The sequence below is a fragment of the Micromonospora eburnea genome (genome assembly GCF_900090225.1).
GTDB classification, from domain to species: domain Bacteria; phylum Actinomycetota; class Actinomycetes; order Mycobacteriales; family Micromonosporaceae; genus Micromonospora; species Micromonospora eburnea.
The window spans coordinates 4,349,987-4,374,676 of sequence record NZ_FMHY01000002.1 but is presented as its reverse complement, the minus strand read 5'-3'; the positions used below and the strand labels follow the sequence as shown (position 1 = coordinate 4,374,676).

Genomic DNA, 24,690 nt, shown 5'->3' with positions numbered 1-24,690 from the left:
TGCCAAACCCAGTCGGCGGCACCACGTGCTCGATCCCGACCGCCTTGTCGAACGGGGACCGTCACCACCCGCTCGGATTGCAGCCCGACTCGCGGGAAATGCCCGAACCGGTGTCCGGATAGCCGCCGAACCGCTCGTTGTGCAGGTGGGCGAAGAAGTAGCACATCGCCTCGCACTCTGCGTCCATCACCGCCATCGCGGGGTCGGCGTGGACCGCCTCGTAGAACTCTTTGCCGGCCGCGACGATGAACCCCCGGCAGTACAGGAAGCCGTCGTCCGAGCCGTCGGTGTGCTCATGGATCTCTTGCCGATCGATGTCGTGCAGCTTTCGCTCGACCACCCGGTCCAAATCCGTCAGCTCTGCGCTCGACAGGTCGGCACACAGCCGCCGCAGCTGGACCAGAAACCGATCAGTCCAGGCGTTGAGGGCGTAGAGGCTGGCGTTGCTGTCGTCCGCTGCGGGATCAGGCCCGACCAGCGCCTGTCGAACGTGCGCCGGCTCGGGCCCGCACGTCGCCCACGCCGATTCGACCAAACCCCAGAACCGGGCCTCATCATCTGCGGTCGGCACCCGGCCCACGCCATTCGTCGTCACGACAGGAAAGTACCGGGACCCACCGACATCGGGATCCTGCTCGGCACGGCAGACGGCGAGCAGCCCGGAGCGGGAGTATCTGCTCCGACAGGCCCGACTCGCCTCCCGGTAACCGGGGTGAGGCCGCTCGGGGTGCCTGATCTTGGGAGGCAGAAGAAGCCGGCCCGGTAGGGGCCTACCGCATCGGACTGTCAGGACGCTGTCCGGGTCAAATCCTCGTGGCCGCCCATCCGCGAACAGAGCAGGCAACGCTGACTTGCTGCTATCAATGCCGCCATGACCGAAGTCGAGATCATCCAGCGGATCCGCGAGCAGACCCCGGCCGGCAAGCTGCCGCCACCCGCACCACCTGAGGCCGTGACCGAGCTCGAAGCCGCGGTTGGGCATCCAATGCCTGCACTGCTCAAGCGGATCTATCTCGAAGTCGCTGATGGAGGCTTTGGCCGCGAAGGCGAGGCGTTGTCTCTGACCGATACGACCTACGGCTTCAGCGACAGCGACCGACTGTTGGAGGAGTACGTGAGATGGCGCGAGCGCCCTAACCATCCCACCTCGGTTGTCCCCCTGTTGGCCTGGGGCTGCGCGATCTGGTCCCTGGTCGACTTCAGTACGCCGGACGGCCGAATGTGGGGGTGGGATCCAAACGTCCGCTGCCTTGACCATGCGCTCTTTCCCGAAGACTTCACTCTGGCTGAACGGCTCTGCGGCTGGCTGGACGAGCGCGAGGAATTTCCCGAAGCACCTGCGCCGACCGGCTGTCGAAACTGTTAGCGTGCGGCCCGGACTCACTGACGAACACCGGAGGCCGGCCCAGCCAGCCAGGCGCTGATCTTGCAGGCGACAGCTCGCCCGATGGCCCGGCGTATGAGGAAGACTGGCGGGCATGGCTGATCTGGGTGACCCGAAGGCGGCGCTGCACCACTACCTGCAGGCGACTCGCGAAGACCTGATCTGGAAGCTCGACGGGCTGAGCGAACGCGAGGCCAGGCTGCCCCGCACCGCGACCGGCAACAACCTGCTGGGAGTTCTCAAGCACTGCCTCAATGTCGAGGCCGGCTACTTCGGGCCTACCTTCGGGCGCGAATTCCCGACGCCCGAGGAACTGGTTCCCGAGCAGGCGTACGACGAGGATCCGCAGGCGGACTGGTACGCGCGGGAGGATGAGACGAAGGGTGGGCTGATCGACCTGTATCGCCGTGTCGGGGTGTTCGCGGATCAGACGATCGAACAGCTACCGCTCGACGCGCCGGGCCGGGTGCCGTGGTGGCGGCCGGGCGGACAGATTGTGACGCTGCAAAGGATCATCATCCACGTGACCTGCGACCTGGCCCGTCACGCCGGTCACGCCGACATCATGCGCGAGCAGCACGACACGACGATCGGCCTGCGGCGGGAGAACACCAACATCCCCGACGACTATGACTGGCCGGCGTACGTCACGAAGCTGACGAAGCTCGCTGACCGGTTCGCGTAGCCGAACGGTATGGGAAGGGCTCCCTGCCGGGACAGGGAGCCCTTCCGCGTACCTCAGTCGAGCAGTTCGGTGACCGTGCCGGCGGCGACCGTACGGCCACCCTCCCGGACCGCGAAGCTGAGCCCGACATCCATCGCGACCGGCTTGCCCAGCTCCACCGACAGGTCGACGGTGTCGCCCGGCAGGACCATCGCCACGTCACCGAGGTCCACCGACCCGACCACGTCCGTGGTGCGGAGGTAGAACTGCGGCCGGTAGTTGGCGAGGAACGGCGTATGGCGCCCGCCTTCGGCGGTGGTCAGCGCGTAGAGCCTGGCCCGGAAGCGCTGGTGCGGCGTCACGCTGCCCGGCTGCGCCACCACCTGACCCCGCTGTACCTGGTCGCGCTTGACCCCGCGCAGCAGGATGGCGGCGTTGTCCCCGGCCTCGGCGGTCGTCAGCGACTTGCCGAAGGTTTCCAGCCCCGTCGCCACGGTCGCCAGCGTCGGGCCGAGGCCGACCACCTCCACCGGGTCGCCGACGTGCAGCGTGCCCCGCTCGATCGCGCCGGTGACCACGGTCCCCCGACCGGAGATTGTCATGACGTTCTCGATCGGCATCAGGAACGGCTCGCCGAACTCGCGGGCTGGCACCGGGACGTACCGGTCGACAGCGTCGAGCAGCTCCACGACGGACGACACCCAGCGTGGGTCGCCCTCCAGGGCACGCAGCGCCGACACCCGTACGACGGGCACCTCGTCGCCGGGGAACCCGTATTCGGACACCAGCTCCCGAACCTCGAGCTCGACCAGGTCGAGCAGCTCCGGGTCCTCTACCGCGTCGGCCTTGTTCATCGCCACCACCAGGTAGGGCACGCCGACCCGCCGAGCGAGGAGCACGTGCTCGCGGGTCTGTGGCATCGCCCCGTCCAGCGCGGAGACGACCAGGATCGCCCCGTCGACCTGCGCCGCCCCCGTGATCATGTTCTTCACGAAGTCGGCGTGGCCGGGCATGTCCACGTGGGCATAGTGCCGGGTCGCGGTCTCGTACTCGACGTGCGCGATGTTGATCGTGATGCCCCGCGCCGCCTCCTCCGGCGCCCGGTCGATGCCCTCGAAGGACACGAACCGGTTGACGGCGGGGTCGCGGTCGGCGAGGACCTTGGTGATAGCGGCAGTCAGGGTCGTCTTGCCGTGGTCGACGTGACCCATCGTGCCGATGTTGAGGTGCGGCTTCGTACGCACGAACTGGCTCTTGGCCATGATGAGACTCCACATTGGAGACGAAATGGCGGACGACGTACGCGGGCGGGTGCCACTCCGCAGAGACCGCGCCAGAACCGCGCGTCACGGCGTGCCTACCGGGGCAGCGCCGGACCTCCGGGCCACCCTCCTCCGTGGTTCTGCCAGAGCGAGAGGAGGGTCAGCCTCGGGTATCAGCCAGCCATGCGCACACGTCGGCGGCGGCCGGCAGGTGGGAACCTGCGGGCCGCACAGAGCCGACGGTGCCGAACATGGTGGTCACGCTAGCCGTGAACGTCGGGTGGCGCGACCGATATTCCCGCCGTGGACCTGCTACTCACGGCGGAGGCAGGGGCGCGGTTGCGCCCGCCGCCTGACCGTCGCCGTGGCCGCGGCCCGCCGTCCGTGGCCACGGACGGCCGGCTGCCGGTCGGTCAACCGCCCTCGCCGACGTCGGCCAGCCGTACGGCCAGATTGCCGGTGGGCGACGCGGACCGCCGGCGCGCGGCGAGGACCACCGCTGCGGCCGCCACGAGCGTGAACACCGCCACCCCGGTAAAGGCGACCAGGGTCTGCCGATCGAGACGGGTCACCGGAATGCCACGCTTCGCCTGCCAGGCGAGCGCTGCGAACACACCGGTGTAGGCGAGGCCGGCGATGCCGACCAGTCGGGCCCGGACCCGTTCGTCGCGGAGCCAGCCATGGCTGGTCGCGAGGACTCCCAGGATCGCGGTGATGAGCAGCAGCACCTGGATGGCGTGCAGGCCGACGAAGTGCGGTACGCGAAGGTCGCCGCCGGTCGTACTCCAGTTGGTGAGGAACATGCCGCTGCCGTCGGGGTCGCCGATGCCGTGGCCGCCGTTCATGGACACCGGGTCGCCATTGGCGTCGGTCACCGTGCGGGCACCCGCGGAGTTGCTGAGCCAGAGGGCCACCACCATGCTGGCGGCGGCGAGCCCGAGCCCGGCGCGCAGGGCGCGGGCCATGGCGAGGTCGCCGGTGCGTTGGATCAGGACCAGGACCGCGATGATCAGAGTGATCAGCAGCAGCGGCGCGACGCCGATGGAGAACGCCGTTCGCACGGTGTGGGCGACCGGCTCGGCGTTGTTGTTGAAGTGGCTGATGGTGCCGTGCGCGGCAGCAAGGACGACGGCACCGACGTCGAGCAGACCGGCGACCGCGAAGACAGTGCCGAGCCACCAGCCGAGACGTCTGCCCCTGCCCAGCTTGCTGAGCAGCCACGCCAACGTCAGGCCGTACACCCCCATGGCGAAGCCGAACTTCATCGGCTTCACCCAGATCGCCTCGCCCATGAGCAGGCGATCGTCGACGAACAGAGCGACGGCGGAGAACAATGCCAGGGCGAACATGAGCGTCGCGTTCGCCACCAGCGGGCGGTGCCAGCCACGCACAGCGCTGAGACATTTTGCAGGGATGGTCAACGGGCGCTCCAGAAGAGGACACGGGCTCGTAGCTGATTGGACGGGCCCGCCTTGGACGGTGCTGATGCGTCCACCAGCCTCGGCGAACACGCACCGCCGAACCATCCGATGCGCCCCCGGATCCGACGGGGGGTTAACCCCCCGTCGGGCCGGAGGGCCAACCCCCGGGCCAGGGGTTCCGGTGGCATGTCCGAGCCCGACCGGTCAGGTGCCGCGTAGATGGATCTCGCGTCCCTGCCACCTGGAGCGCAGCCACCGGTCATGGCTGGCGACCACGACGGCACCGGGGCTGCCGCCGAGGGCATCCTCCAGTTCGTCGCAGAGTCGGGGCGAGAGGTGGTTGGTGGGCTCGTCAAGTAGCAGCAGGTCGGGTGGGTCGGCCACCAACAGGGCCAGGGCGAGCCGGCGTCGCTGGCCGACCGACAGCTCGCCGACCGGCCGACGCGCGTCGTGGGCAGTGAGCAGGCCGAGGCCGTCCAGCGGTACGGCGTCGGCGCGTACCGAGCCCAGGACGTTGGCGTAGATTTCCGTGGCGGTGCGCTCGGGCCGGTCGAACACCGTGTCCTGTGCCAGGACGCCGACGCGCAGATCGGGGCGGCGTCGGACGTGACCGGCCGGGTCCAGCCGGCCGGCGAGGACAGCGAGGAGCGTGGACTTGCCCGCACCGTTGGCGCCGGTGACCAGCAGCCGGTCGGTGGCGGCGAGGTCCAGCCGGTCGAGGGTGAGCCGGCCGGGTATCCGCACGTGACGCAGGCTGACGAGGGTCCCGTCGGCGGTGGCGGTGGCGAGCGCGGTGGCGCGGAACCGCAGCGGTTCGGGCGGCGGCGGGACGGCGGCGCGTTCGAGGTCGTCGAGCCGGCGGCTGGCGGCACGCACCCGTCGGGCGATCTGGTTCTGCACCCGGCCGGCGGTGTGGCCGTATCCCATCTTCTCGTTGTCGCGCCGCTCCCGGTCCGGCGCGACCTCGTGCGCTGTCACCGCGACCTGCCGGCGTAGCTCGGCCAGTTCCTCCTGCTGTTCGGCGTGGCGTCGCTGCCAGCGCTCCCGCTCGCTGCGCTGGTGAGCCAGGTAGTCGCGGTAGCTGCCGCCGAAGCGGACCGGGCCGGAGACAGCGGGGTCGAGGTCGATCAGGTCGGTGCAGACGGCGTCGAGGAAGGCCCGGTCGTGACTGGCTACGACGACGGCTCCGGGCAGGTCGCGCAACTGCTGTTCGAGAAAGGCCGCCGCGGCGTCGTCGAGGTGGTTGGTGGGTTCGTCGAGCAGCAGCGCCGAGGGCAGGCGGATGAGCAGGGCGGCGAGCGCGAGCCGGCCGCGCTGGCCGCCGGAGAGCCCGGCGAGCGCCCGTTCCGGTGCCACATCGCCGAGGCCGACTGCCGCGAGGACCACGTCGGCGCGTCGCTCGGCGTCCCAGGCGTTGACGGCCTGGGCGCGGTCGAGCAGCTCGCTGTAGTCGGCGAGCAGCCGTTCCTGGTCGGGTGTGTCGTCGACGGTACGGGCGAGCTGGTCGGCGAGCCGATCGAGGTCGGTGAGGACGGCACGGGCCTCGCGCAGGGCGTCGTCGCGCACGTCCGCCACGGTCGCGGCCGGGTCGTAGGGGACTTCCTGCGGCAGGTATCCGAGGTCTGGTGGGCGAACGACGGTGCCGGCGTCCGGTTCGTCCGCACCGGCGAGCAGGCGGAGCAGGGTGGATTTGCCGGTGCCGTTCTCGCCGATCAGGCCGATCCGGCGGCCCGGGGCCGCGGTGAGAGAGACCCCGTCCAGCACGCGACGGGTGCCGAGGGTACGGACGAGGTCATGAGCGAGCAGTGCGTCGGGCATGGAGGGTCACCTTTGGGACGCTCCGGGCCACGGGCCGGTACGGCCGGTGGCCCGGAGCGGGGCGGAGTCGGTGGTCAGGCGTGCTCGGGCGCGGGGACTTCGCGTAGCTGGCCGCCGTCGAGGCGGAGCCACCGCTGCACACCGATGTCGGTGAGGAACCGTTCGTCGTGGCTGACCACCACGAACGCACCCCGGTAGGCGGTGAGGGCGCTGCCCAGTTGGCCCACGCTGACCAGGTCGAGGTTGTTGGTGGGTTCGTCAAGCAGCAGCAGGTGCGGCGCCGGCTGGGCGTACAGGACGCAGGCGAGGGTGGCGCGCAGCCGCTCGCCGCCGGAGAGCACGCCGACCGGGAGATGGGCGCGGGCGCCGCGGAACAGGAACCGGGCGAGCAGGTTCATCCGTTCGGCCGGCGGCCGGTCGGGGGCGTACGCGGCGAAGTTCTCCGCGACCGTCCGGTCGAGATTCAGCAGGTCGAGGCGCTGCGACAGGTACGCGACGCGGCCGTCGGCGCGGTGCACCTGCCCGGTGTCCGGGTCGAGGTCACCCTGCAACAGGCGCAGCAGGGTCGACTTGCCGGCGCCGTTGGGGCCGGTCAGCGCGATCCGTTCCGGTCCCCGGATGGTCAGGTCGACGCCGTCGCCGGCGAAGACGGCCCGGTCGCCGTGGTAGACCTGCATGCGCTCGCCGGCGACCACGGTACGGCCGGCGGGCACGGTGGTGTCGGGCAGGTCCAGGGTCAGGGCCTGGTCGTCGCGCAGTGACCGGCTGGCCTCGTCGAGCCGGTTCTGGGCCTCGCTGACCCGGTTGGCGTGCGCCTGCTGTGCCCGGCCGGCCGACTCCTGGGCGCTGCGCTTGAGCCCACCGGCGACGATGCGGGCCAGGCCGGCGTTGCCGAGGTTGCGGGCGGCGTTGCTGGCTCGGCGGTCGGCCCGCTCCCGGGCCTGTTGCATCTCCCGCTTCTCCCGCTTCACGTCCTGCTCGGCGCTGCGTACGGTCCGCTCCGCCGCCTCGCGTGCCGTACGCGCCGCCTCCTCGTACGCGGTGAAGTTCCCGCCGAACAGGCGCACCTCACCGCGGTCGAGCTCGGCGATGCGGTCCATCCGATCCAACAGGACCCGGTCATGGCTGACCACCAGCAGGCACCCGGACCAGCCCTCCAGCACCGCGTACAGCCGGTGGCGCGCGTCGATGTCGAGGTTGTTGGTCGGCTCGTCCAGCAGCAGCACGTCCGGGCGCCGGAGCAGTTGCGCCGCCAGGCCGAGAGACACCACCTGCCCGCCGCTGAGAGTGTGCAGGCGCCGGTCCAACGCCACGTCACCGAGGCCCAGCCGGTCGAGTTCGGCGCGGCTGCGCTCCTCCACGTCCCAGTCGTCCCCGACGGCCGTGAAGTGTTCCTCCGCCGCGTCGCCCGCCTCGATGGCGCGCAGTGCCGCGAGGGCCGCGTCGATCCCGAGCACCTCCGCGACGGTCAGGTCACCGGCCAGGGGCAGGTTCTGTGGCAGGTAGCCGAGGACACCCTCGACCGTCACGCCGCCACCGGTGGGGGTGAGGTCGCCCGCGATCAGACGGAGCAGGGTTGTCTTGCCGGCGCCGTTCGGCGCGACCAGGCCCGTACGGCCGGGCGGCACGGTGAAGGACAGATTCCGGAAGACCGGAGTGTCGTCCGGCCAGGAAAAGGACAGGTTGGTGCAAACAATGCAGACATCAGACATCGGGGAGTCAACCTCGGAGAGAGAGCCGGGGACGCGAAAGACGCCCCGGCCGGGCAGACAGGTCTACGACAAGACAGGGCCGCCCCGGCGCAGGCCGGCGGGCGGCTGGGGCCGCTCACCCCGAGATGTCGTCGTCCCCCGTCACCATGACTCTGCTCCCTCGCACTCTCATCGCGGTCCACGCCGCAGGACTAGCTTAACAAGCGGTACAACCCGTCAGGAGGGCAGTTCGATCAGATCGGGATCGCGATGCACCGCCGATCTCAGCCCGGGGCCGAACGGGTCCCGCCGCGACGCGACGGGACCCGGTTCGTGGGGTGCTGGTCGGTCAGCTGTTCAGCTTGGTCAGCACGGCGTCGGCCATGCCCCGTTCGCCGGTGGCGTTCGGGTGGAACGGCGCGGCCGAGTTCTGGGGGATCAGACCTTCGACCCACCGGGTGCCGCTGCTGGTGCATGCGTCGCGGCCGATCGATGGGGTGTACGCGTCGGCGTAGGTGGCGTTGTTGGCGGCCGCGGTGCTGGCGAGCATCGCGTTCAGCGACTTCTCGACGGCGCGCAGGTAGGGCACGTCCTGGTAGGCGATCGGAACCGTGGGCCAGCAGCCGTAGCCGCTGTCGGGCAGGATCGCCGGGTAGCCGATCACCACGACCTTCGCGCCCGGGGCGGCCGCGTGTACCGCCTGGAGCACGGCGGTCACCTTCGGGGCGGCGCCATTGATCCTGGCTTGCAGTTGGTCGGTGCCCCCGGCGGTGTACCTGTTCTTGCAGGGCGATCCGAGTGGGTTGCTCAGGCTGGCCTGCGCGCAGTCGCTGATGATGCTGGAGAAGCCGATGTCGTTGCCACCGATCTGCACGGTGACCAGTGTCGTGCTGGCGGTCACCGCGCTGAGCTGCGGCGGTACGGAGATCCCCAGCTGGCCGCTGCCGCTGTTGAGGATGTCGTTGGTGGTGGCTCCGGAGCAGCTCACGTCGGCGAACGACGAGGAGCCGGCGGACGCGGCGACGAGGGACGGGTAGTTGCGGTTGGAACGCAGGCAGTTCAGGTCGACCTGCGTGGGGATGAGTGGGCCGGCGGTGTACGAGTCGCCCAGCGCGACGTAGCGTCCGGTGGGCACGGCGGCGCTGGCGGGCTGGGTGAGGGCGAGCAGCACACCGGCGGTGGTGGCGGCGATCGCGGCCACCCGGGTCGCCGCTCGGAGGAACGGCAGGCGGGGACGGGTCATGGCGCCTCCCAGTGGGATCATGGGGTGCCGTGATTCTGTCCCGCATAAATGACGGCCGTCAATATTTAGGGAAATGTTTCAGCGCTGGTTGATTCGGAGGCGGGGGCCGGGGTGGGCCGGGACGGGGACCAGCGGAACCGGGTCAGGGTGTCCGCGCCCCAGAGGAAGGCGATGACGGTGGCGGCCAGCACGATCACCGCGCCGGAGATGACCGGGTTGTAGGCGGACCCGTCGACCGGATAGAGCGCGTCGCTGACGTTGATGCTCGCGTGGAAGAGGCTCGCCAGCAGCACGTTGCCGGCGTTGTTGTTGTAGAGCCAGAAGATGGTGACCCGTAGCGCCACCGTCAGCACGCACTGCCAGGTGATCCACTGTACGGAGTGGCCGGCCTGCGCGTACGGCACGATGTGCCAGACGGCCCAGACCACGCCGAGGAGCGTCGCGGCCCCCAGCGCGGTGTACCGCTCCTGGAGCACCCCGCCGAGGTAGCCCATCCAGCCGACCTCCTCCATCACGCCGGCGACGCCGAACAGCACGAGGGCGACCAGGGCGGACGTGAGGTCGAAGCGGGGAGCGGGCATCGGGTCCCCGACGGCGCGGGCCACCACGTACGACAGGAACATGAGCGCCGGCATGATCAGCAGCGCCGGCAGGTACCACCGCCGGCGGTCGATGCCCTGCCGGCTGACGCTGTGTCGCAGCAGGCGCCGGGCGCTGCGGGGATGGGCGTCGGTGCGGGTGAGGATCAGCGCGGCGACGAACGGGCAGACGAACATCGCCGCGCTGGTCGGCAGCCGCATGGGGAGCACGGCCGAGAGGTCCTCGGTCAGCGGTTCGAGGAGCCAGAACGGAATCGCCAGGGCGAAGACGAGCGCGAAGAAGCGCAGGGGCGATCGACCGGCCGGGCGGCCGTCGGCCATGACCATGACGTGCTCCTCACCTTCGCGGCGTCGCCGCCGATCCGGCGACGGGCGGTCGCGGTGTCGCTGCGTACCGTCATCGCGCGGGTCGCCCTCGACCCTAGTACGGCAGCCGTCGAGCGGGATCAAGGCTGAGGTCGAGGGTTGGGGCGGCGGGTGTGGTGGGAGCGTCTGCGGCGCCGGGTGCCGGCCTTCGTGTCAAGGGGCGCGGCGCGAATTCGCACATCGCATCAGCCATTGATGATGGGCAATGGACGTGGGGGATGGGGAATCTATTGTCAGCGGTGCTGTGATCGGGAGGAGTTTCGATGACCAGTGCCAGTGGCCGGTTCCGGCGCCTTGTCATGGGGGTGGGCGCCGCTGCGGCTCTCGTGATCGCGCCACTCGGGCCGCCGGCGGCCGGTGCGGCGCAGGCCGCGCTGGGCCAGCCGGTCGGGTTCGCGATTGGGGCTGACGGCCGTCTCTATTCGTCGTCGTTCGGGGCTCCGGTGCCGGTCAGCAGTGCCGTGATGGCCCCGCCGGGCGCCGGTCTGGCCACGTTCATGGAAAACGATGGCAGTGTGTCCGCCTTCGCCATCGGTACGCAGGGCGGAATGATGATGACGGCACCCGCCTACACTCATCCGGGTTACACCGTCGCCCTGGACGGACCGAGCGGTCTGGCGCCGCCGGGTGCTCCGTTGAGCGCGGTGAGCGCCCAAGGTTGGGAGCACGTCTTTTTCGTGGGACGTAACGGTGCGGTCTACCGTGCTTCCTATCGCCAACCGGCACGGCCGGGAGGACCTGGACCACAACCCTGGTCCGGGGCGGGTATCGCGCCACCCGGCGCGATCATCGCGGCGGCCGTGTCACCCGCGTCCGCTCCCGGGGTGGTGTTCGTGGGGGGCAACGGCGGGCTGTATTCGATCTGGCAGACCGGCTCCGGTACGCCGGCAGCGGTCCTGAACAGTCCCCCCGATGTGGCGCAACCCGGTGGGGGTGTGGCGGCGCTGACCACCAGCGCCGGCGTGCAGACGTTCTTCACCGGGCGGGACGGACGTCTCTGGACGGCGCACATCTCGGCGGGACCGCTGCCGGACCCGTGGGCGCCGGTAGCGATCACAGCAGCCGGGGCGGTGCCGTCCGGGGCTTCCCTGGCCGCGGTGCGGCTTCCCAACGGCGCGCTGGCCGTGTTCTTCGCCGGTGCCGACGGCGCGATCCGGGCCGCGGCAACCGACCTGACCGGCAGTTGGCTGGAGCCGTTCGCGGTCGGCCCTACCGGTGTCGCACGTCCGGGAGGCCCGGTCTCGCTCCTCGCCGCCGGGGACTACCTCTACTCCGGATGGTGCGGCAACGAAATCTGGTGGTGGTGGCGCTGGCGGTGGCCCGGCGGGCCGTTCCCGCAGCCGTGGCAGGGCGAGTTGGCGCCGATTCGAGCGCCCGGGTTGATCCGGGACGGCTTCAACGTCTCGCTCACCCTCTCTCCGTAGCTGACCCGTCATGGCGATGGCTGGCGACCTGGACGGCGCGCCGGGCCCGGCGGTGGGCGTCGCCGCGCTCCAACCACCACTCGGCGACGAGCAGGTTGACCACCCAGCTCATCCAGACGCTGCCGCCGGCCGCTGCCTGGATCATCGCGTCCTGGTCGCCGCCGTACGTCGTGTCGACGTGCGGCAGCAGCAGAACGACGAAGAGGATCAACCACACCCGGTTCAGCACGATCGACGTGGTCAGCGCGAAACTGCGGACCATCCACCGGCGGTGCTCGACGAACCGGCGTTGCCGCGCCATCCGGTACCCGGCGATCGAGGTGGCCAACCACAGGACCGCCAGCATGGTGTTGCCGACCTGGGAGACGAAACCGGTGCTGCTGAACGGTGCGACGCCCAGCACGGCGACCCCCGCCGGGAAGACCCCGCCGAAGAAGTACGCCCGACCCATCCAGCGGTGTGCGACCGGGTGACGTCGGCGGAACCACGGCCAGACCTGGAAACAGCCGGCGAGCAGCGCCACCGAGCCGAAGACGATGTGTGCCACCAGCAGCGGGTAGTACTGCGGGACACCCTCCGGGGCGGGCAGTCGGGACCGGCTCGGATCCAGCGTCAGGTACGGCGGCAACGCGTACGCGACGAACCCGGTCGCGACCAGCAGCAGCGGTACCGCCCAGCGCAGTTGCCGTCGCGGGCGGCTGCGATCGTCCGGCCGCACCGGCGGCGTGCCGGTGGTGGACGGGGTTGACGAGTTGTCGAGCGTTGTGGGCATTTCGCTTCCCCTGTCTCTCAGCGGCTCCCGGCGACCGGGAGATCGGGCGTTCGCCCGGCCCGGTCGGCCGGGTCCCGCGACCGACCACGCCGGGCGTGCCGCGCTTGGGTGACCGAATCGATGGAAGGAACTCTGCTCCGTGCCGGTCGTCGGGTCAGCGGTGCTGAAGCCCGCCTTCGTGGTGGTGCTGGCCCCACCTCGGTTCCTGGCCACGCCGATCGAGGTGCACGGCGCGTGGATCAGCGAGGTCATCGACAAGATCACCTGGACTGCGACGGACCCGGGGGCGGCGCGCCTACGACCGGGTCGGACGCGGGGGTCTGGTGGGCCCTCGGGCTGTCCGGGCCGCACTGGTGATCGGCCTCGGCTGTGTGACGATCACCGTGCGGTCACGCCGGGCGCGATGAGCCGTATCGGCCCCAGATGAGGCGACTCAGCGTCCCGGACTCGCCGCCGTCGAGCCCGAGGCGTCAGCATGGGCAGATGGTGAGCGGGCCGGCGAGCACAGTGGATCGACGGCAGAACGAGTACAGTGCTCGGGGCATTGAGAAGGAATCGTTAGCACCATGACGATCGGAACGAACATCAACGACCAGCTCGCGCACCTCGCCGAGGCGCCGCTGCGCCAGGCCCGCAACTCCGCCGCCTTCTGGGCCGCGAAAGGCCGGGCCCGTGGCCACGAGGTGATCCGCCGCCGGGGTTTCCTCGCTGTCGCCGGTGACGAGCGCGCGGGCCTGCGCGTCCTGATTCAGGAGCCCGACCTCGGCGTCGACGAGATGGCCGAGATCACCGAGCTGGCGAGCCGGGCCACCGGTCCGGTCGACGCCGAGGACCCGTTCAGCGCGACCGATCTGAGCCATCTGGACATGCGTAGCTGGCAGATGCCGGTGATGCTGCGCCAGCCCGGCCTTGTGGCCGAACCGGCGATGGAGGTGTGCCGGGTGCGGACCGAGGCGGACCTGCGCGCGGCCGAACGTGTCGTGATCGCGAGCTTCGAACTGACCAGGTTCGAACCGTATCGGGGCGGCGAGATGTTCCCCCTGGCCCTGATCGAGCAGCCGGGTGTGGACGTGTTCGTCGCGCGTCTTGACGGTGAGGTCGCCGGGGCGTGCGTCACCGTCGCGGCGAACGGGTTCGGCAGCCACTACTGGGTCGGAACCCGTGCGGCTTTCCGTTCCCGTGGCGTGGGGCGGGCGGTCATGCTGGGGTCCCTCGCCCATCTGGTGGACCGGCCGGTCACGCTCACGGCCTCACGGCTGGGTAGGCCGCTGTACGAGTCCCTCGGCTTCACCGCCGCCTCGGCTTCGACCTGGTGGTCCTCTCGATAACGCCGGAGCATCCGGGCATCCGCCGAGGAGGAACGCCGGTTCAGCGGGGGTCGCGCAGTACGCGCACGTTCAAAGACCAGCCGACCGCGCGGCGACGCCCCGCTTCAGGCGGACGAAGTCCCTCGGTGAGTTCACCGCCACCACCCCGACCAGCACACCGTTGCGGGTGAAGCCGACGGTGAACTGGTGGTCCTCGACCGCGCCGGTGACCAGCCTGGACTCCTCGGCCAGGTGTGGCAGGCCGGCGATCTGGATCCGCGCGCCGTGCGCGTTCGTGGCGAACGAGGGCACGTCGGCGAACGGCGTGGCGTCGTCGGGCCCGGCCAGCAGGTTCAGCGCGGCCACCCGGCCCTGGTCGTTGGCGTTGGCCCAGTGCTCGACCCGGACCAGGGTGTTGCCGTACAACTGGTGCGGCCAGCGCGCCACGTCGCCGGCGGCCACGATGTCGGCCGCGCCCCGGGCATGCAGGGTCGACTCGCACACCACGCCGTCCGCGACGGTGAGGCCGCTGCCGTCGAGCCAGTCGGTGTTGGGCACCACGCCCATGCCCGCGACGACGAGGTCGGCCGGGATGACGCGACCGTCGCCGAGCCGTACGCCGGTGACCCGCGCGGTGCCGTCAAAGCCGGTGACCCGTACTCCGGAGATGAGGTTCACGCCGTTGTGCCGGTGAAGATCGCCGAGCCACTGGGCGGTCTGGGTGCCCAGGGCGGTGACCATGGGGTGCGCCGCACCGTCGACGAGCGTGACCTCGTGGCCGAGAGACCGCGCTGTCGACGTGACCTCCCCGCCGACGAAGCCGCCGCCGATCACCACGATCCGCCGCTGCCCCTCGCTCAGGGCGGCGCGCAGGGCGAGCGCGTCGTCGAGCGTCCGCAGGGTGTGTACGCCTGCCGGATGGTCGGCCAGCCGCCGGGGCCGGGCGCCGGTGGCGATGACGAGTCCGTCATAGCGGACCTCCGAGCCGTCGTCCACGGTCACCACCCTGGCGATCGTGTCGAGCCGCATCGCCGCCCTGCCGAGCAGCCATTTCTCGTCGAGTTCCGCCGCGCCGGGCAGGGTGACGTCGTCGTCGCCCCGCAGCACGCTCTTGGACAGGGGTGGGCGGTTGTAGGGGCTGTGCCGCTCGGCGCCGATAAGCGTCAGTTCGCCGGTGAAGCCAGCGGTGCGTAGCGCCTGAACGGCGCGCACTCCGGCCAGCGACGCACCGACCACCACGATTCTCTCCACGTTGGCCACCTCCATGGCTTATACCCCCGGCGGGTACGACGCTCAGCATATACACCTAGGGGGAGGGGGTATAGGCTCGGCTCCACGGGCCGGGCAGATCCGCGCCCCGGACATTGCGATTCAGGGGTTTGCGTGAAGCGGCCGTACCGACGTACGGTCAAGGCAGATACCCGGCAGGGGTATATCTTGAAGGGAGCTGGACATGAGCGCGAGTGTGTACAAGGTCGGCGGTATGACCTGCACCGGCTGCGCCAACAAGGTGCGGAACCTGCTCGGTGAGCTGGGCGGGGTCGACCAGGTCGACGTGGACCTGGCCGCCGGCCAGGTCGCGGTGCGGGCGGCGCGGCAGGTCGACGACGCCCGGGTCGTGGAGGCGCTTGAGGCGGCTGGATACGAGGCGGCGCCGGTCTGACACGCCGGTCGCCCCGTACGCGTCGAGGCCCGCTGCCCAGCGTGGGCAGCGGGCCTCGACGTGGGTGGCGGTCACCTGGCCGATGCGTCGTCCGTCCCTCCGGTAGACGTGCCCGCAGTCCGGCCTCGATGAGTTACCCCTGCCGGGCAGCCGTAATCGAGCAACTGGGCCAGCCCGGCAACCACGACTTGCCACATACCCCCTAGGGGTATAGTTTGAAGGCGGAGGTGGACACCATGACCCGTCACCACATCGAGCAGGACCTGCCCGACGCGCATACTCACCCTGGCCACGGAACGGGCGCATCCGAGCACGACGTGCACGTGCCGGCCCCGGGAACCCCGGCCCACCCCGGCCATCCAGAGCACCACAGTCATCCAGAGCACCATGGCCATGAAGAGCACCGCGGCCACCACGGCGGCCACGGGCACGGGCACGGGCACGACAAGCATGCCGGGCATGATCCGGAGCAGTTCCGCCGCAAGTTCTGGCTCAGCCTGGCTCTGACCCTGCCGATCGTGGCCACCAGCCACATGGTGATGGACTGGTTCGGCTACTCACTCGACTTCCCCGGCATGGCATGGGTCGGCCCGGTCCTCGGCTCAATCGTCTTCTTCTACGGCGGCTGGCCGTTCCTGGTCGGCGCGGTGCGTGAGGTCCGGGACCGCGCGCCGGGCATGATGCTGCTGATCTCGATGGCGATCGCCGTCGCCTATGTCGCCTCCCTGGCGACCAGCCTCGGCCTGTTCCACCTCGACTTCTGGTGGGAGTTGGCCGCGCTGGTGAGCATCATGCTGCTCGGCCACTGGCAGGAGATGAAGGCCATCGGGCAGGCGCAGGGCGCGCTGGCCGCCCTCGCCGCCCTGCTGCCCGACGACGCCGAGCGGATCGAGGGCGAAGGGCTCGTCCGACGGGTGCCGGTGACCGGGCTGCGGCTCGGCGACGTGGTCCTGATCCGCTCCGGCGCTCGCATCCCCGCCGACGGCCGTATCGTCGACGGCGCCGCCGAGCTGGACGAATCGATGATCACGGGGGAGTCGCGGCCGGTGCCGCGTACCGTCGGCGACCGTGTGGTGGCGGGCACGGTCGCCACGGACAACACCCTTCGGGTACGCGTCGAAGCAGTCGGTGAGGACACCGCCCTCGCCGGAATCGGTCGCCTCGTCGCCCAGGCGCAGGCGTCCGCCGGCCGCGCGCAGGTGCTCGCCGACCGGTTCGCCGCGGCGCTGTTCTACCTGGCCACCGCCGCCGCGCTGATTACCTTCACCGCCTGGTGGGCGCTCGGCGACGTCAACGACGCCGTTGTCCGCACCGTGACGGTGCTGGTGATCGCCTGCCCGCACGCGCTTGGACTGGCCATCCCGCTGGTGATCGCGCTGTCGACCGCGGTGTCGGCCAAGGCCGGCATTCTGGTCAAGGACCGCATGGCCCTGGAACGCATGCGCGGCGTCGACGCCGTTCTGTTCGACAAGACCGGCACCCTGACCAAGGGCGCCCACACCGTCACGGCGACCGCCGCCGCCCACGGGCTCACCGAGGACGAGGTGCTGCGTGTCGCCGGGGCCGTCGAGGCCGACAGCGAGCACCCCCTCGCGAGGGCACTGGTCAAGGCAGCCCGGAACCGAGGCGCGGCAGCCATCGCCCGCGACTTCCGTTCGCTGACCGGGCGTGGGGTGCAGGCGGTTGTCGACGGCACCTCGTACGCGGTCGGCGGGCCCGCCCTGCTGCGGGAACTCGACGCCACGGTGCCTGCCGAGCTCGCCACCGCCAGCAGCCGGTGGTCGGAGCGGGGAGCTGCCGTGCTGCACCTGTTGCGCCTGCCGGCCGGCGGCCGGCCGGAGGCGATCGGAGCGTTCGCCCTCGAGGACGAGGTACGGCCGGAGGCCCGGCAGGCGATCGCCGAGCTGCGGGAAGCGGGAGTGAACAAGATCGTCATGATCACCGGGGACGCCCGGCCGGTCGCTGAGGCGGTCGCCGCCGACCTGGGCTTCCGGACCGGCGTGGACGAGGTGTTCGCCGAGGTGCTCCCCGCCGACAAGGACAAGGCGGTCGCCGACCTGCAGGCCCGCGGCCTGACCGTGGCGATGGTCGGCGACGGGGTGAACGACGCTCCGGCCCTGGCCCGCGCCGACGTGGGCATCGCGATCGGTGCCGGCACCGACGTGGCGATCGAGTCGGCCGGGGTCGTCCTGGCCTCCTCCGACCCGCGCGGCGTGACCGGCGTGATCCGGCTGTCCCGGGCGTCCTACCGGAAGATGGTGCAGAACCTGGCCTGGGCGGCCGGCTACAACGTGGTGGCGATCCCGCTCGCCGCCGGCGCACTGGCCTGGGCCGGCGTCGCGCTCAGCCCGGCGGTCGGCGCGGTGCTGATGTCCGCCTCCACCATCGTGGTGGCGCTCAACGCACAACTGCTCAGACGAGTCCGCCTGACGCCCCAACACCACTGAACACGTCCGCCTTCGGCCCGGCCGGCACCGAGCCGGCCGGGCCAGAACGTGTTCCCTCCGGTGTGCCTATGAGGCGTGGTTCGGCGAGTGACGAACGCGGTGTGGGCGGAATCGGTGCCTCCCGCCGCCCCATACCGAGGCGCTATCGTGCGTCGCGCCGCCGCGCGAGATGAACGGTGATGTCGGCGGCAACCTCGACCGTCTCGGGCAGGACCCGCAGAATCCGGCGGTATACCTGCGCCTGCTCGGAGGCCGGCAGTTCCAGGTAGGCCGAGATGGTCGAGAGAAGGCCGACGTAGTCGCGAGCACTCATCGTCAGGCGCCGCTCGATCACGGAGTGCTGGACATCGGTGAACCACTCGGAGCGTTGGAGCTCCGTACCCGGCCACTGCATGTCGTGCCCGGGAGGCGTCCCATCCGGGGACGGCACCTCGTCGCTCGCCAAGAACGGCGCCCGGGCCGCGCGCACAGCCTCATCCACGGCCGGGTCAGCCAACCGGAGCGGTCCGCCGAACGAGCCGAACACGCCACCCGGCTCCAGCAGCGCGGCCATGCGCGACCACCGCCCCTCCGGGGCCGTCCAGTGCAGCGCCGCCGCCGCGTAGACCAGCCCGTAGCGTTCGCCCGGTCGCAGGTCCTCGAACGCGGCGCGCACGGTCCTGACGTCCGCTGGCACGTGCTTACGCAGCTCGGCGAGCATGGCCCCATCCGGGTCCGTCGCGGTGACGGTGACCCCCCGTCGCGCGAACAGACGGGTTGCCTTGCCCGTCCCCGCGCCAATCTCGAGGCCAGTCCGCACCGGCTGACCCGCGTACGTCATCACCAGGTCGGCAAGCTCCACGGGATACCCCGGCCGGAACCGTTCGTAGGCCTCCGCGACAGCTCCGAAGCTCAGGGCGCGCCCAGACACGCCGAGTATCCTGACACCACCCGCGCCGTCGAGCTCGGTCTTTTCCCCGACCAGTCGCCGGATCAGGCGGCTGGCGGCTTCTCGCGCACGGTTGTTCAGGCTACGAGCAGCCGGAGACCGAGCTCTGCCGCGTCGAGGGCGACGAGGTCCCGGTTGCGCTCGGCCCACCGGCCCGAGGAAAGATCTTCGCGGAGCAGGTTGACTGCCCGTTGCTCGGCCTGCGGTCCGACTCTGGTCCACACCGAAACCGCCCGGCGTACATGCTCGTCCAGGTACGCCTCAGGCCGGCGCCAGTATGCCTCGAAGAAGCCGTCAGCGCAGTCCCACGGGATGAGCACCGGCTCCGCGCGCCCTCCGATCGCGCGGGTCAGGTCGGCCAGGGACGGCCAGCCGACGAGGAGTTCTGCGAACTCGGGTAGGTAGTCGCGGGTGAGCCAGAACCGCTGACGCCAGCCGGTGTCATCGGCGTCGTACGTGAACACCACCACGCGGCGGGCCACCCGCCGCATCTCACGTAGCCCGGCGACCGGGTCCGGCCAGTGATGGACGGTGCTGACCGCCATCGCGGCGTCAAAGGACTGGTCCTCGAACGGCAGACTCTCCGCAGCGGCGGCCACACACGGCGCGGCGCCCACGGGACGCTGCGCCCGCATGACCGCCGATGGTTCCACCGCCGTGACGTCGCGGTCCGGTGGTTCGTAGGAGCCGGTGCCAGCGCCGACGTTCAGCACCGTTCGCGCGTCCCCCAGCGCCTCCCAGATCCGCGCGGCGATCCGTGGCTCGGTGCGCCGCGTCGCCGGGTAGGCGGATCCGATGGCGTCGTACAACTGCGCGCCGAACACTTTCAGTTGCTCCTCCGGTGTCGTCCTGATGCCCATCGCTCGTGCCTCCAGTTCCCGGTCTATGGCCGTCACCATGGCGGCAGCGCGGTCGCGCTGGTCCATCAGCAGGCCGCGCAGCCGGCACAGGTGCGCGACCGCGTCGGTGGCCGGATCGTCAACCAGATGCGCGATCTCCCGCAATCCGAAGCCGAGCCGCCGGTAGGCGAGCACCTCCCGGAGTCGCTCCACATCGCCGGCGGAGTAGGCCCGATGCCCAGCCGCGGTCCGCGTGGACGGCTCCAGGAGGCCGATCTCGTCATAGTGATGCAGTGTGCGGACGCTGACGCCGGCCAATTCCGCCACACGCCCCACGGTCAGGTGTTCCTCCACGCCACCAACTATGTGGCCTGACGCCACGTGAGGAGCAAGCGTTTGGTACGAGCATCCGCCGTCTAGAGTCTTTCCGCCGGGTCCAGGCCCAGTCGGTCGGCGAGCGCGCCGGTCACCGCCGCCAGCGCCGCCGGGGCGGGGCGTCGGGTAACCAGGAACAGGGTGAAGCGATCGGGCACCGGTGCCGCCGAGATCTGTTCGTCGGGGGCCGCGTGGGCGAGTGCGAGTCCGCGTGGCAGGACGACCGGGCAGGCGAGTAGGCGACCCATCCGTACGGCGGTTTCGCCGGTGACCGCCGGCCTCGGTCGGGCACCCAGCTTGGCGAGCCGCCGGTGCAACGCCTCGGTGGACGCGTCGTAGGTGTGGGCCACCACGTCCAGGCCGGCGAACGGTCGGCGGCCGGTGCCGAGTCGTACCCCCGGCGGGGTGAGCACGGCCAGCCGGTCACTGGCGACGGGTGACGCGGTCGCCGTGGCCGGTAGCCGCAGCTGGTTGGCGATGGTGACGAAGGCGGCGTCCAGGGAGCCCTCGCCGACCCACTCGACCAGACGGTCGCCGTGGTCGGTGACCTGGTGCATTGTGGTGTCCTGGAGCAGTTGCACCAGCGCGGGGAACAGCCACGCGGCCAGGCTCGGGAAGGTGCCCACGCTGAGCGCCGTGCCGCGCGCGGCCGCGCGGGTCCGATCGAAGATCGCCTCCAGGTGGCCGAGGACGTGGCTGGCCTCCGCGGCCAGCGCCCGGCCGGCCGGGGTCGGCCGCGCCCCGGTGGTGTCCCGGTCGAAGAGCCGCTCGCCGATCCGCCGTTCGAGCGCCGCCAGCCGGTTGCTCGCGGCGGGCTGACTGATCCGCAGTTCCCGCCCGGCCGCCCCGAGCGAGCCGTGCCGAAGCAGCGCCTCGACAAGACGCAGGTCATCGACCGTGGGCAGGGAGCTCATATGCGCAGATTATGAGACGGCCTACCGAACTGCCAGCTACCCCGCGTCCCGGCCCGGACACAGGATCGGTCCGTGACCATCCGTAGAGACCTCACCGCCATGCTGACCGCCACCTTCGTGACCTGGATGGGGCAGCGTGCCACCGCCGTCGCGCTGCCCCTGGTCGCCCTCGCCGAGACGGGCTCCGCCTGGACCACCGGGCTGGTGGGCGGCGCGGTCGGCCTGCCCATGCTCACCTCGGCCTGGTGGGCCCGTGGCCTGCGGCAGCGGCTGACCACCGGGCGAGCCCTCGCCGGGGTGCTCGCGGTCCAGGTGCTCGGCCTGCTCATCGTCCCGGTCGGGGCTGTGGCGGGGGCCGTCGGTCCGCTTCACCTGGCCGCCACCGGGCTGGTCACCGGTGCCGCCACGACGCTCAGCGGACCGGGACAGCGCACCCTGCTCGCCGACATCTGCGACCGGGCGGGCGCCGGGCTGGCGGCCCGGATGCTGGCCTGGCAGGACTTCGCGCACCGCAGCAGCATGATCCTGGCACCGCCGCTGGCCGGCTGGGCGGTCACCGTCGGTGGGCCGTTCCGGCTGCTGTGGGCGGAGGCGGTCGGCGTCGCGCTGGGCGCCGCCCTGCTGCTGACCGTACGGGGCACCGGCCATGTCGCCGCCGACGAGCGGCGCGGCGACGAGGGCACCGCCGAAGCGCCCGCGCTGCGCCATGTGCTGGCCCGGCACCCCGAGGTACGCCGTGCGGTGCTCATGGGCGGCATCGGCGGTCTCACCTGGTTCGCCTTCACCCTGGGGCTGGCCATCCTCGGCGCCGAGCTGGGACGACCCGGACTGCTGGTGTCGGCCGGCATGTCCGGTTACGGCGCCGGCTCGCTCGTCGGAGCCCTGCTCGCGCCGATTCTCGTACCCCGGCTGTCGCCGCTGGCCACCGCGGCGACCGGCTGGATCCTGCTCGGCGCGACCTTCGCCGCGCTGCCCGCGGTCACCTCGTCGCTCACGCTGATCGCGACCCTGGCCGCGCTCGGTGGCTTCGCCATGCCGCTCGGCATCGGTGCGGTCAACCGGCTGATCGTCGACCGGACCGAGGGCGCGGAACGGCGGGCGGCCTTCGCCGTCGAGAGCCTGGTGCACGACGGGGCCGTCTCGGTCGGGTTGCTGGCCGGCGGTGCGGTCATCGGCCTGGTCGGCGCGGGTCCGACCCTGGTCGTCGCCGGTGCCGCCCAGATCGCCGTCGGTCTCCTCGCCGGCCCGTGGCTCTGGCCGGTCCGGACCCCGGCGGCATCCGCTCCTGGCCTTCGAGACGGCAGCCGGTCGACCAGCCCGGGTGACGAGGCGCAACCGCTCGCCGGCCCGAGTGGCGTCCGGCGGCGCCGGGCCGCGCCGTCCCCACGATGAGTCGCCGTTCCGGCCGGCCCGCGTCGGCGGCCCGGGCGCGGTGACCTCGGGGCTCACCCACCGGTGGGTGGGGACGTGCCGGCCAGCGCCACCGAACACGTCACCCACCCACTCGGCCGGACGGGTCAGCCGGTCTGGCGGGAACGCCAGGTCGGGCTGTCGAAGTAGTGGTTGTCGAACTGCTCGGAGCTGGCGCCGATCTCCTGCGGCTCGGCCTCGCCCTTGTAGACACGCTCCAGCAGGCGGTAGTAGTCGAAGCGCGCGATACCGGGCGTGAACGTGCAGAGGATGTCGGCGTGCCGGCCAGGGGCCGGGGCGAAGGCGTGCGGCAGGTTCGGAGGGACGACGAGGAGGTCGCCCTGGTTCAGGGTGAGGATCTCGTCGCCGGCCAGCACCTCCAGGGTCCCGTCGATGACGAAGAAGGTCTCCGTGGTGCGGGTGTGGAAGTGCGGCGGGGCGCCCGGCGACGTCTTGTGCAGCAGTGAGCGGTTGACGGTCAGTGCTCCGTGCGTGGCGTCCGCGTCGGCGAGCAGCGTGATGAGGCTGGTGGGTCCGTCGGCGAGGGTCTCGGCCTCGGCGGCCGGGACGAGGACGGGCGACTGGGGCTGGGGCTGGGACATCGAGTTCTGCCTTTCAGGAGTGGATGGTGACGGGCGTGTGGTCGGTCTTCGCGGACGTGGGGTCGGTCGGTGCCGGCGGGCGTCCGGGCGTACGAGTGAAGCCGAGTGCGGTGACGGCGGTGACCGCGATGCCGGCGGCAGCGACCAGGAAGGCGGCGCGCAGGCCGGCGGTGGTCGCACCGCGTAGTGCCGCTCCGCCGAGTCCATCCGTGCCGGCGTTGGCGAGGGCGACGAGGACGGCCAGGCCGACCGCGCCCCCGATCTGCTGGGTGGTGGAGGCCGTCCCGGAGGCGATTCCCTGCTCGTGCGCCGGGATGTTGGCGCTGGCGGCACCGAACATGAGGGTGTAGCCGGCGCCCTGGCCCAGGCCGAGGACGACCAGTCCCGGCACCAGGACCAGGTAGGACGCGTCGGTGTCCAGGGTCAGGGCCACCACCACCGCGCCGACACCGCCGACGATCAGACTGGTGATCATCGAGGTCCGGTTGCCGTGGACGGTGGCGAGTCGGCCGCCGATCTGCGCGCCGGCGGCAATGGCGATCATCGGAACGAGGAACGCGAGCCCGGTCCGCATCGCGCTGTACCCGTGCACATATTGGAAGTAGACCGTGAGGAAGTACAGCAGGGAGCCGAACGTCGCCATGTACAGGAAAGTGACGATCACCCCGGTACGCAGGTCGCGGTCGCCCAGCAGGTGCAGCGGCAGCAGCGGGTCGCGGCTGCGCCGCTGTACGACGAGAAACGCCGCCAGCAGAGCGATTCCGGCGATGGCGCCGGCGATGACGGCTGGGGCGGTCCAGCCGGACTCGGGCCCCTGCACGATGGTGAAGACGACCAGGGTCGTGCCCGCCGTCCCGGTGACCGCACCGGCCAGGTCGAACCTTCGGGCTGAATTCCGCGTGGCGTCGCGGGGGAGCAGCGGGAACGCCGACAGGGCCGCCACGGTCGCGAGCGGAACGTTGACGTAGAAGACCGACGACCAACCGAAAGCCTCGGTCAGTACGCCGCCGAGCAGCGAGCCGAGGATCATGCCGCTGCCGCCGGCGGTGCCCCAGACCGCGAACGCGCGGTTACGCTGCCTGCCGGCGGCGAAGCTCACGCCGACCAGCGTCAGCGTGGCCGGGAAGAGAAGAGCGCCACCGACACCCTGTGCCGCGCGAGCGGCCACGAGCAGCGCCGGACTCTCGGCAAGTCCACCTGCCAGCGAGGAGACCGCGTAGAGGGTCAGGCCGATGACGAAGACGCGACGCGGACCGTACAGGTCGCAGGCCCGGCCGCCCAGCAGCAGGAACCCACCGAACGCGACCGCGTAGGCACTGATGACCCATTGCAGGGTGTGCCCGGAGAACCCGAGTTCGCGGCCGATCTCGGGCAGCGCCACGTAGACGATGTTGTAGTCGATGGAAATGATCAGTTGTGCGAACGCCAGCAGCGCCAGCACTGCTCCCGGTCGACGCAGCCGCGCCGGCTCGGCCTGTATGTCAGTCATCTCTGTTTGCCTCGTGATCGATGGGTCAGGCGGTGCGGATCGCATCCGGATCGCCGCGGTCGGCGGGCGTGG

General features: G+C 71.1%; 22 protein-coding genes. 8 read left to right on the top strand and 14 right to left on the bottom strand.

The window, feature by feature from the left end; genetic code table 11:
• Positions 1-61: 61 nt before the first annotated feature.
• Positions 62-595 carry a DUF4240 domain-containing protein gene (locus tag GA0070604_RS33635; RefSeq protein ID WP_091120228.1) on the bottom strand — a complete coding sequence of 178 codons (534 nt, stop codon included), beginning with the start codon at positions 593-595 and terminating at the stop codon, positions 62-64.
• A gap of 276 nt (positions 596-871) precedes the next feature.
• On the opposite strand from GA0070604_RS33635, the gene GA0070604_RS19435 reads away from it, so the two are divergent.
• Both GA0070604_RS19435 and GA0070604_RS19430 read left to right on the top strand, forming a co-directional pair.
• A complete protein-coding gene (locus GA0070604_RS19435; RefSeq protein ID WP_091120223.1) occupies positions 872-1,366 on the top strand; it encodes an SMI1/KNR4 family protein in 495 nt (164 codons plus the stop codon).
• A 112-nt stretch (positions 1,367-1,478) separates the two neighbouring features.
• Positions 1,479-2,069, top strand: coding sequence for a DinB family protein (locus GA0070604_RS19430; RefSeq protein WP_091120220.1), 591 nt, complete (start codon positions 1,479-1,481; stop codon positions 2,067-2,069).
• Between the two features lie 53 nt (positions 2,070-2,122).
• Here GA0070604_RS19430 and tuf read toward each other — a convergent pair whose 3' ends face one another.
• The 6 genes from tuf to GA0070604_RS19400 form a co-directional block, all read right to left on the bottom strand.
• Entirely contained in the window at positions 2,123-3,310 is a 1,188-nt protein-coding gene (gene tuf, locus GA0070604_RS19425) for an elongation factor Tu (RefSeq protein WP_091127269.1), read from the bottom strand.
• Between the two features lie 413 nt (positions 3,311-3,723).
• On the bottom strand, positions 3,724-4,659 hold the full coding sequence (locus GA0070604_RS19420) for a hypothetical protein (protein ID WP_244162221.1): 936 nt from the start codon (positions 4,657-4,659) through the stop codon (positions 3,724-3,726).
• Positions 4,660-4,935: 276 nt separating this feature from the next.
• Positions 4,936-6,549 carry an ABC-F family ATP-binding cassette domain-containing protein gene (locus GA0070604_RS19415; RefSeq protein ID WP_091120213.1) on the bottom strand — a complete coding sequence of 538 codons (1,614 nt, stop codon included), beginning with the start codon at positions 6,547-6,549 and terminating at the stop codon, positions 4,936-4,938.
• 74 nt (positions 6,550-6,623) lie between these two features.
• Positions 6,624-8,261 carry a ribosomal protection-like ABC-F family protein gene (abc-f, locus tag GA0070604_RS19410; RefSeq protein WP_091120210.1) on the bottom strand — a complete coding sequence of 546 codons (1,638 nt, stop codon included), beginning with the start codon at positions 8,259-8,261 and terminating at the stop codon, positions 6,624-6,626.
• A 328-nt stretch (positions 8,262-8,589) separates the two neighbouring features.
• Entirely contained in the window at positions 8,590-9,483 is an 894-nt protein-coding gene (locus tag GA0070604_RS19405; RefSeq protein WP_091120206.1) for an SGNH/GDSL hydrolase family protein, read from the bottom strand.
• 65 nt (positions 9,484-9,548) lie between these two features.
• Positions 9,549-10,409, bottom strand: a complete 861-nt coding sequence (locus tag GA0070604_RS19400; protein ID WP_091120202.1) for a CPBP family intramembrane glutamic endopeptidase — start codon at positions 10,407-10,409, stop codon at positions 9,549-9,551.
• A gap of 3 nt (positions 10,410-10,412) precedes the next feature.
• Between GA0070604_RS19400 and GA0070604_RS33970 the strand changes: the two genes are divergently transcribed.
• Positions 10,413-10,538, top strand: a complete 126-nt coding sequence (locus GA0070604_RS33970) for a hypothetical protein (RefSeq protein ID WP_279615697.1) — start codon at positions 10,413-10,415, stop codon at positions 10,536-10,538.
• A gap of 734 nt (positions 10,539-11,272) precedes the next feature.
• Positions 11,273-11,872: a PLL family lectin gene (locus GA0070604_RS19395; RefSeq protein ID WP_141721340.1), complete on the top strand. Its 600-nt coding sequence runs from the start codon at positions 11,273-11,275 to the stop codon at positions 11,870-11,872.
• Here GA0070604_RS19395 and GA0070604_RS19390 read toward each other — a convergent pair.
• Positions 11,856-12,644: a DUF2306 domain-containing protein gene (locus tag GA0070604_RS19390; RefSeq protein WP_091120196.1), complete on the bottom strand. Its 789-nt coding sequence runs from the start codon at positions 12,642-12,644 to the stop codon at positions 11,856-11,858. The genes GA0070604_RS19395 and GA0070604_RS19390 overlap by 17 nt on opposite strands.
• Positions 12,645-13,210: 566 nt before the next feature.
• Here GA0070604_RS19390 and GA0070604_RS19385 point away from each other — a divergent pair.
• Positions 13,211-13,972 carry a GNAT family N-acetyltransferase gene (locus GA0070604_RS19385; protein ID WP_091120192.1) on the top strand — a complete coding sequence of 254 codons (762 nt, stop codon included), beginning with the start codon at positions 13,211-13,213 and terminating at the stop codon, positions 13,970-13,972.
• A gap of 69 nt (positions 13,973-14,041) precedes the next feature.
• On the opposite strand, the gene GA0070604_RS19380 is transcribed toward GA0070604_RS19385, so the two are convergent.
• Entirely contained in the window at positions 14,042-15,202 is a 1,161-nt protein-coding gene (locus tag GA0070604_RS19380; protein WP_208602120.1) for an NAD(P)/FAD-dependent oxidoreductase, read from the bottom strand.
• Positions 15,203-15,404: 202 nt separating this feature from the next.
• Between GA0070604_RS19380 and GA0070604_RS19375 the strand changes: the two genes are divergently transcribed.
• On the top strand, positions 15,405-15,614 hold the full coding sequence (locus GA0070604_RS19375; RefSeq protein ID WP_091120187.1) for a heavy-metal-associated domain-containing protein: 210 nt from the start codon (positions 15,405-15,407) through the stop codon (positions 15,612-15,614).
• A gap of 236 nt (positions 15,615-15,850) precedes the next feature.
• Positions 15,851-18,061: a heavy metal translocating P-type ATPase gene (locus GA0070604_RS19370; protein WP_244162006.1), complete on the top strand. Its 2,211-nt coding sequence runs from the start codon at positions 15,851-15,853 to the stop codon at positions 18,059-18,061.
• Between the two features lie 142 nt (positions 18,062-18,203).
• On the opposite strand, the gene GA0070604_RS19365 is transcribed toward GA0070604_RS19370, so the two are convergent.
• From GA0070604_RS19365 to GA0070604_RS19355, 3 genes are all read right to left on the bottom strand, one after another.
• A complete protein-coding gene (locus GA0070604_RS19365) occupies positions 18,204-18,971 on the bottom strand; it encodes a class I SAM-dependent methyltransferase (protein ID WP_091120182.1) in 768 nt (255 codons plus the stop codon).
• Positions 18,972-19,066: 95 nt separating this feature from the next.
• Positions 19,067-20,182 carry a MerR family transcriptional regulator gene (locus GA0070604_RS19360; protein WP_091120178.1) on the bottom strand — a complete coding sequence of 372 codons (1,116 nt, stop codon included), beginning with the start codon at positions 20,180-20,182 and terminating at the stop codon, positions 19,067-19,069.
• A gap of 62 nt (positions 20,183-20,244) precedes the next feature.
• Positions 20,245-21,117 carry a LysR family transcriptional regulator gene (locus GA0070604_RS19355; protein WP_091120175.1) on the bottom strand — a complete coding sequence of 291 codons (873 nt, stop codon included), beginning with the start codon at positions 21,115-21,117 and terminating at the stop codon, positions 20,245-20,247.
• A gap of 78 nt (positions 21,118-21,195) precedes the next feature.
• Between GA0070604_RS19355 and GA0070604_RS19350 the strand changes: the two genes are divergently transcribed.
• Positions 21,196-22,509: an MFS transporter gene (locus GA0070604_RS19350; protein ID WP_377593854.1), complete on the top strand. Its 1,314-nt coding sequence runs from the start codon at positions 21,196-21,198 to the stop codon at positions 22,507-22,509.
• Between the two features lie 125 nt (positions 22,510-22,634).
• Here GA0070604_RS19350 and GA0070604_RS19345 read toward each other — a convergent pair whose 3' ends face one another.
• A complete protein-coding gene (locus tag GA0070604_RS19345) occupies positions 22,635-23,129 on the bottom strand; it encodes a cupin domain-containing protein (RefSeq protein WP_091120171.1) in 495 nt (164 codons plus the stop codon).
• 13 nt (positions 23,130-23,142) lie between these two features.
• The gene (locus GA0070604_RS19340; protein ID WP_091120168.1) at positions 23,143-24,618 is read right to left on the bottom strand and encodes an MFS transporter; all 1,476 of its coding nucleotides are present in this window, start codon (positions 24,616-24,618) and stop codon (positions 23,143-23,145) included.
• Positions 24,619-24,690 lie beyond the last annotated feature (72 nt).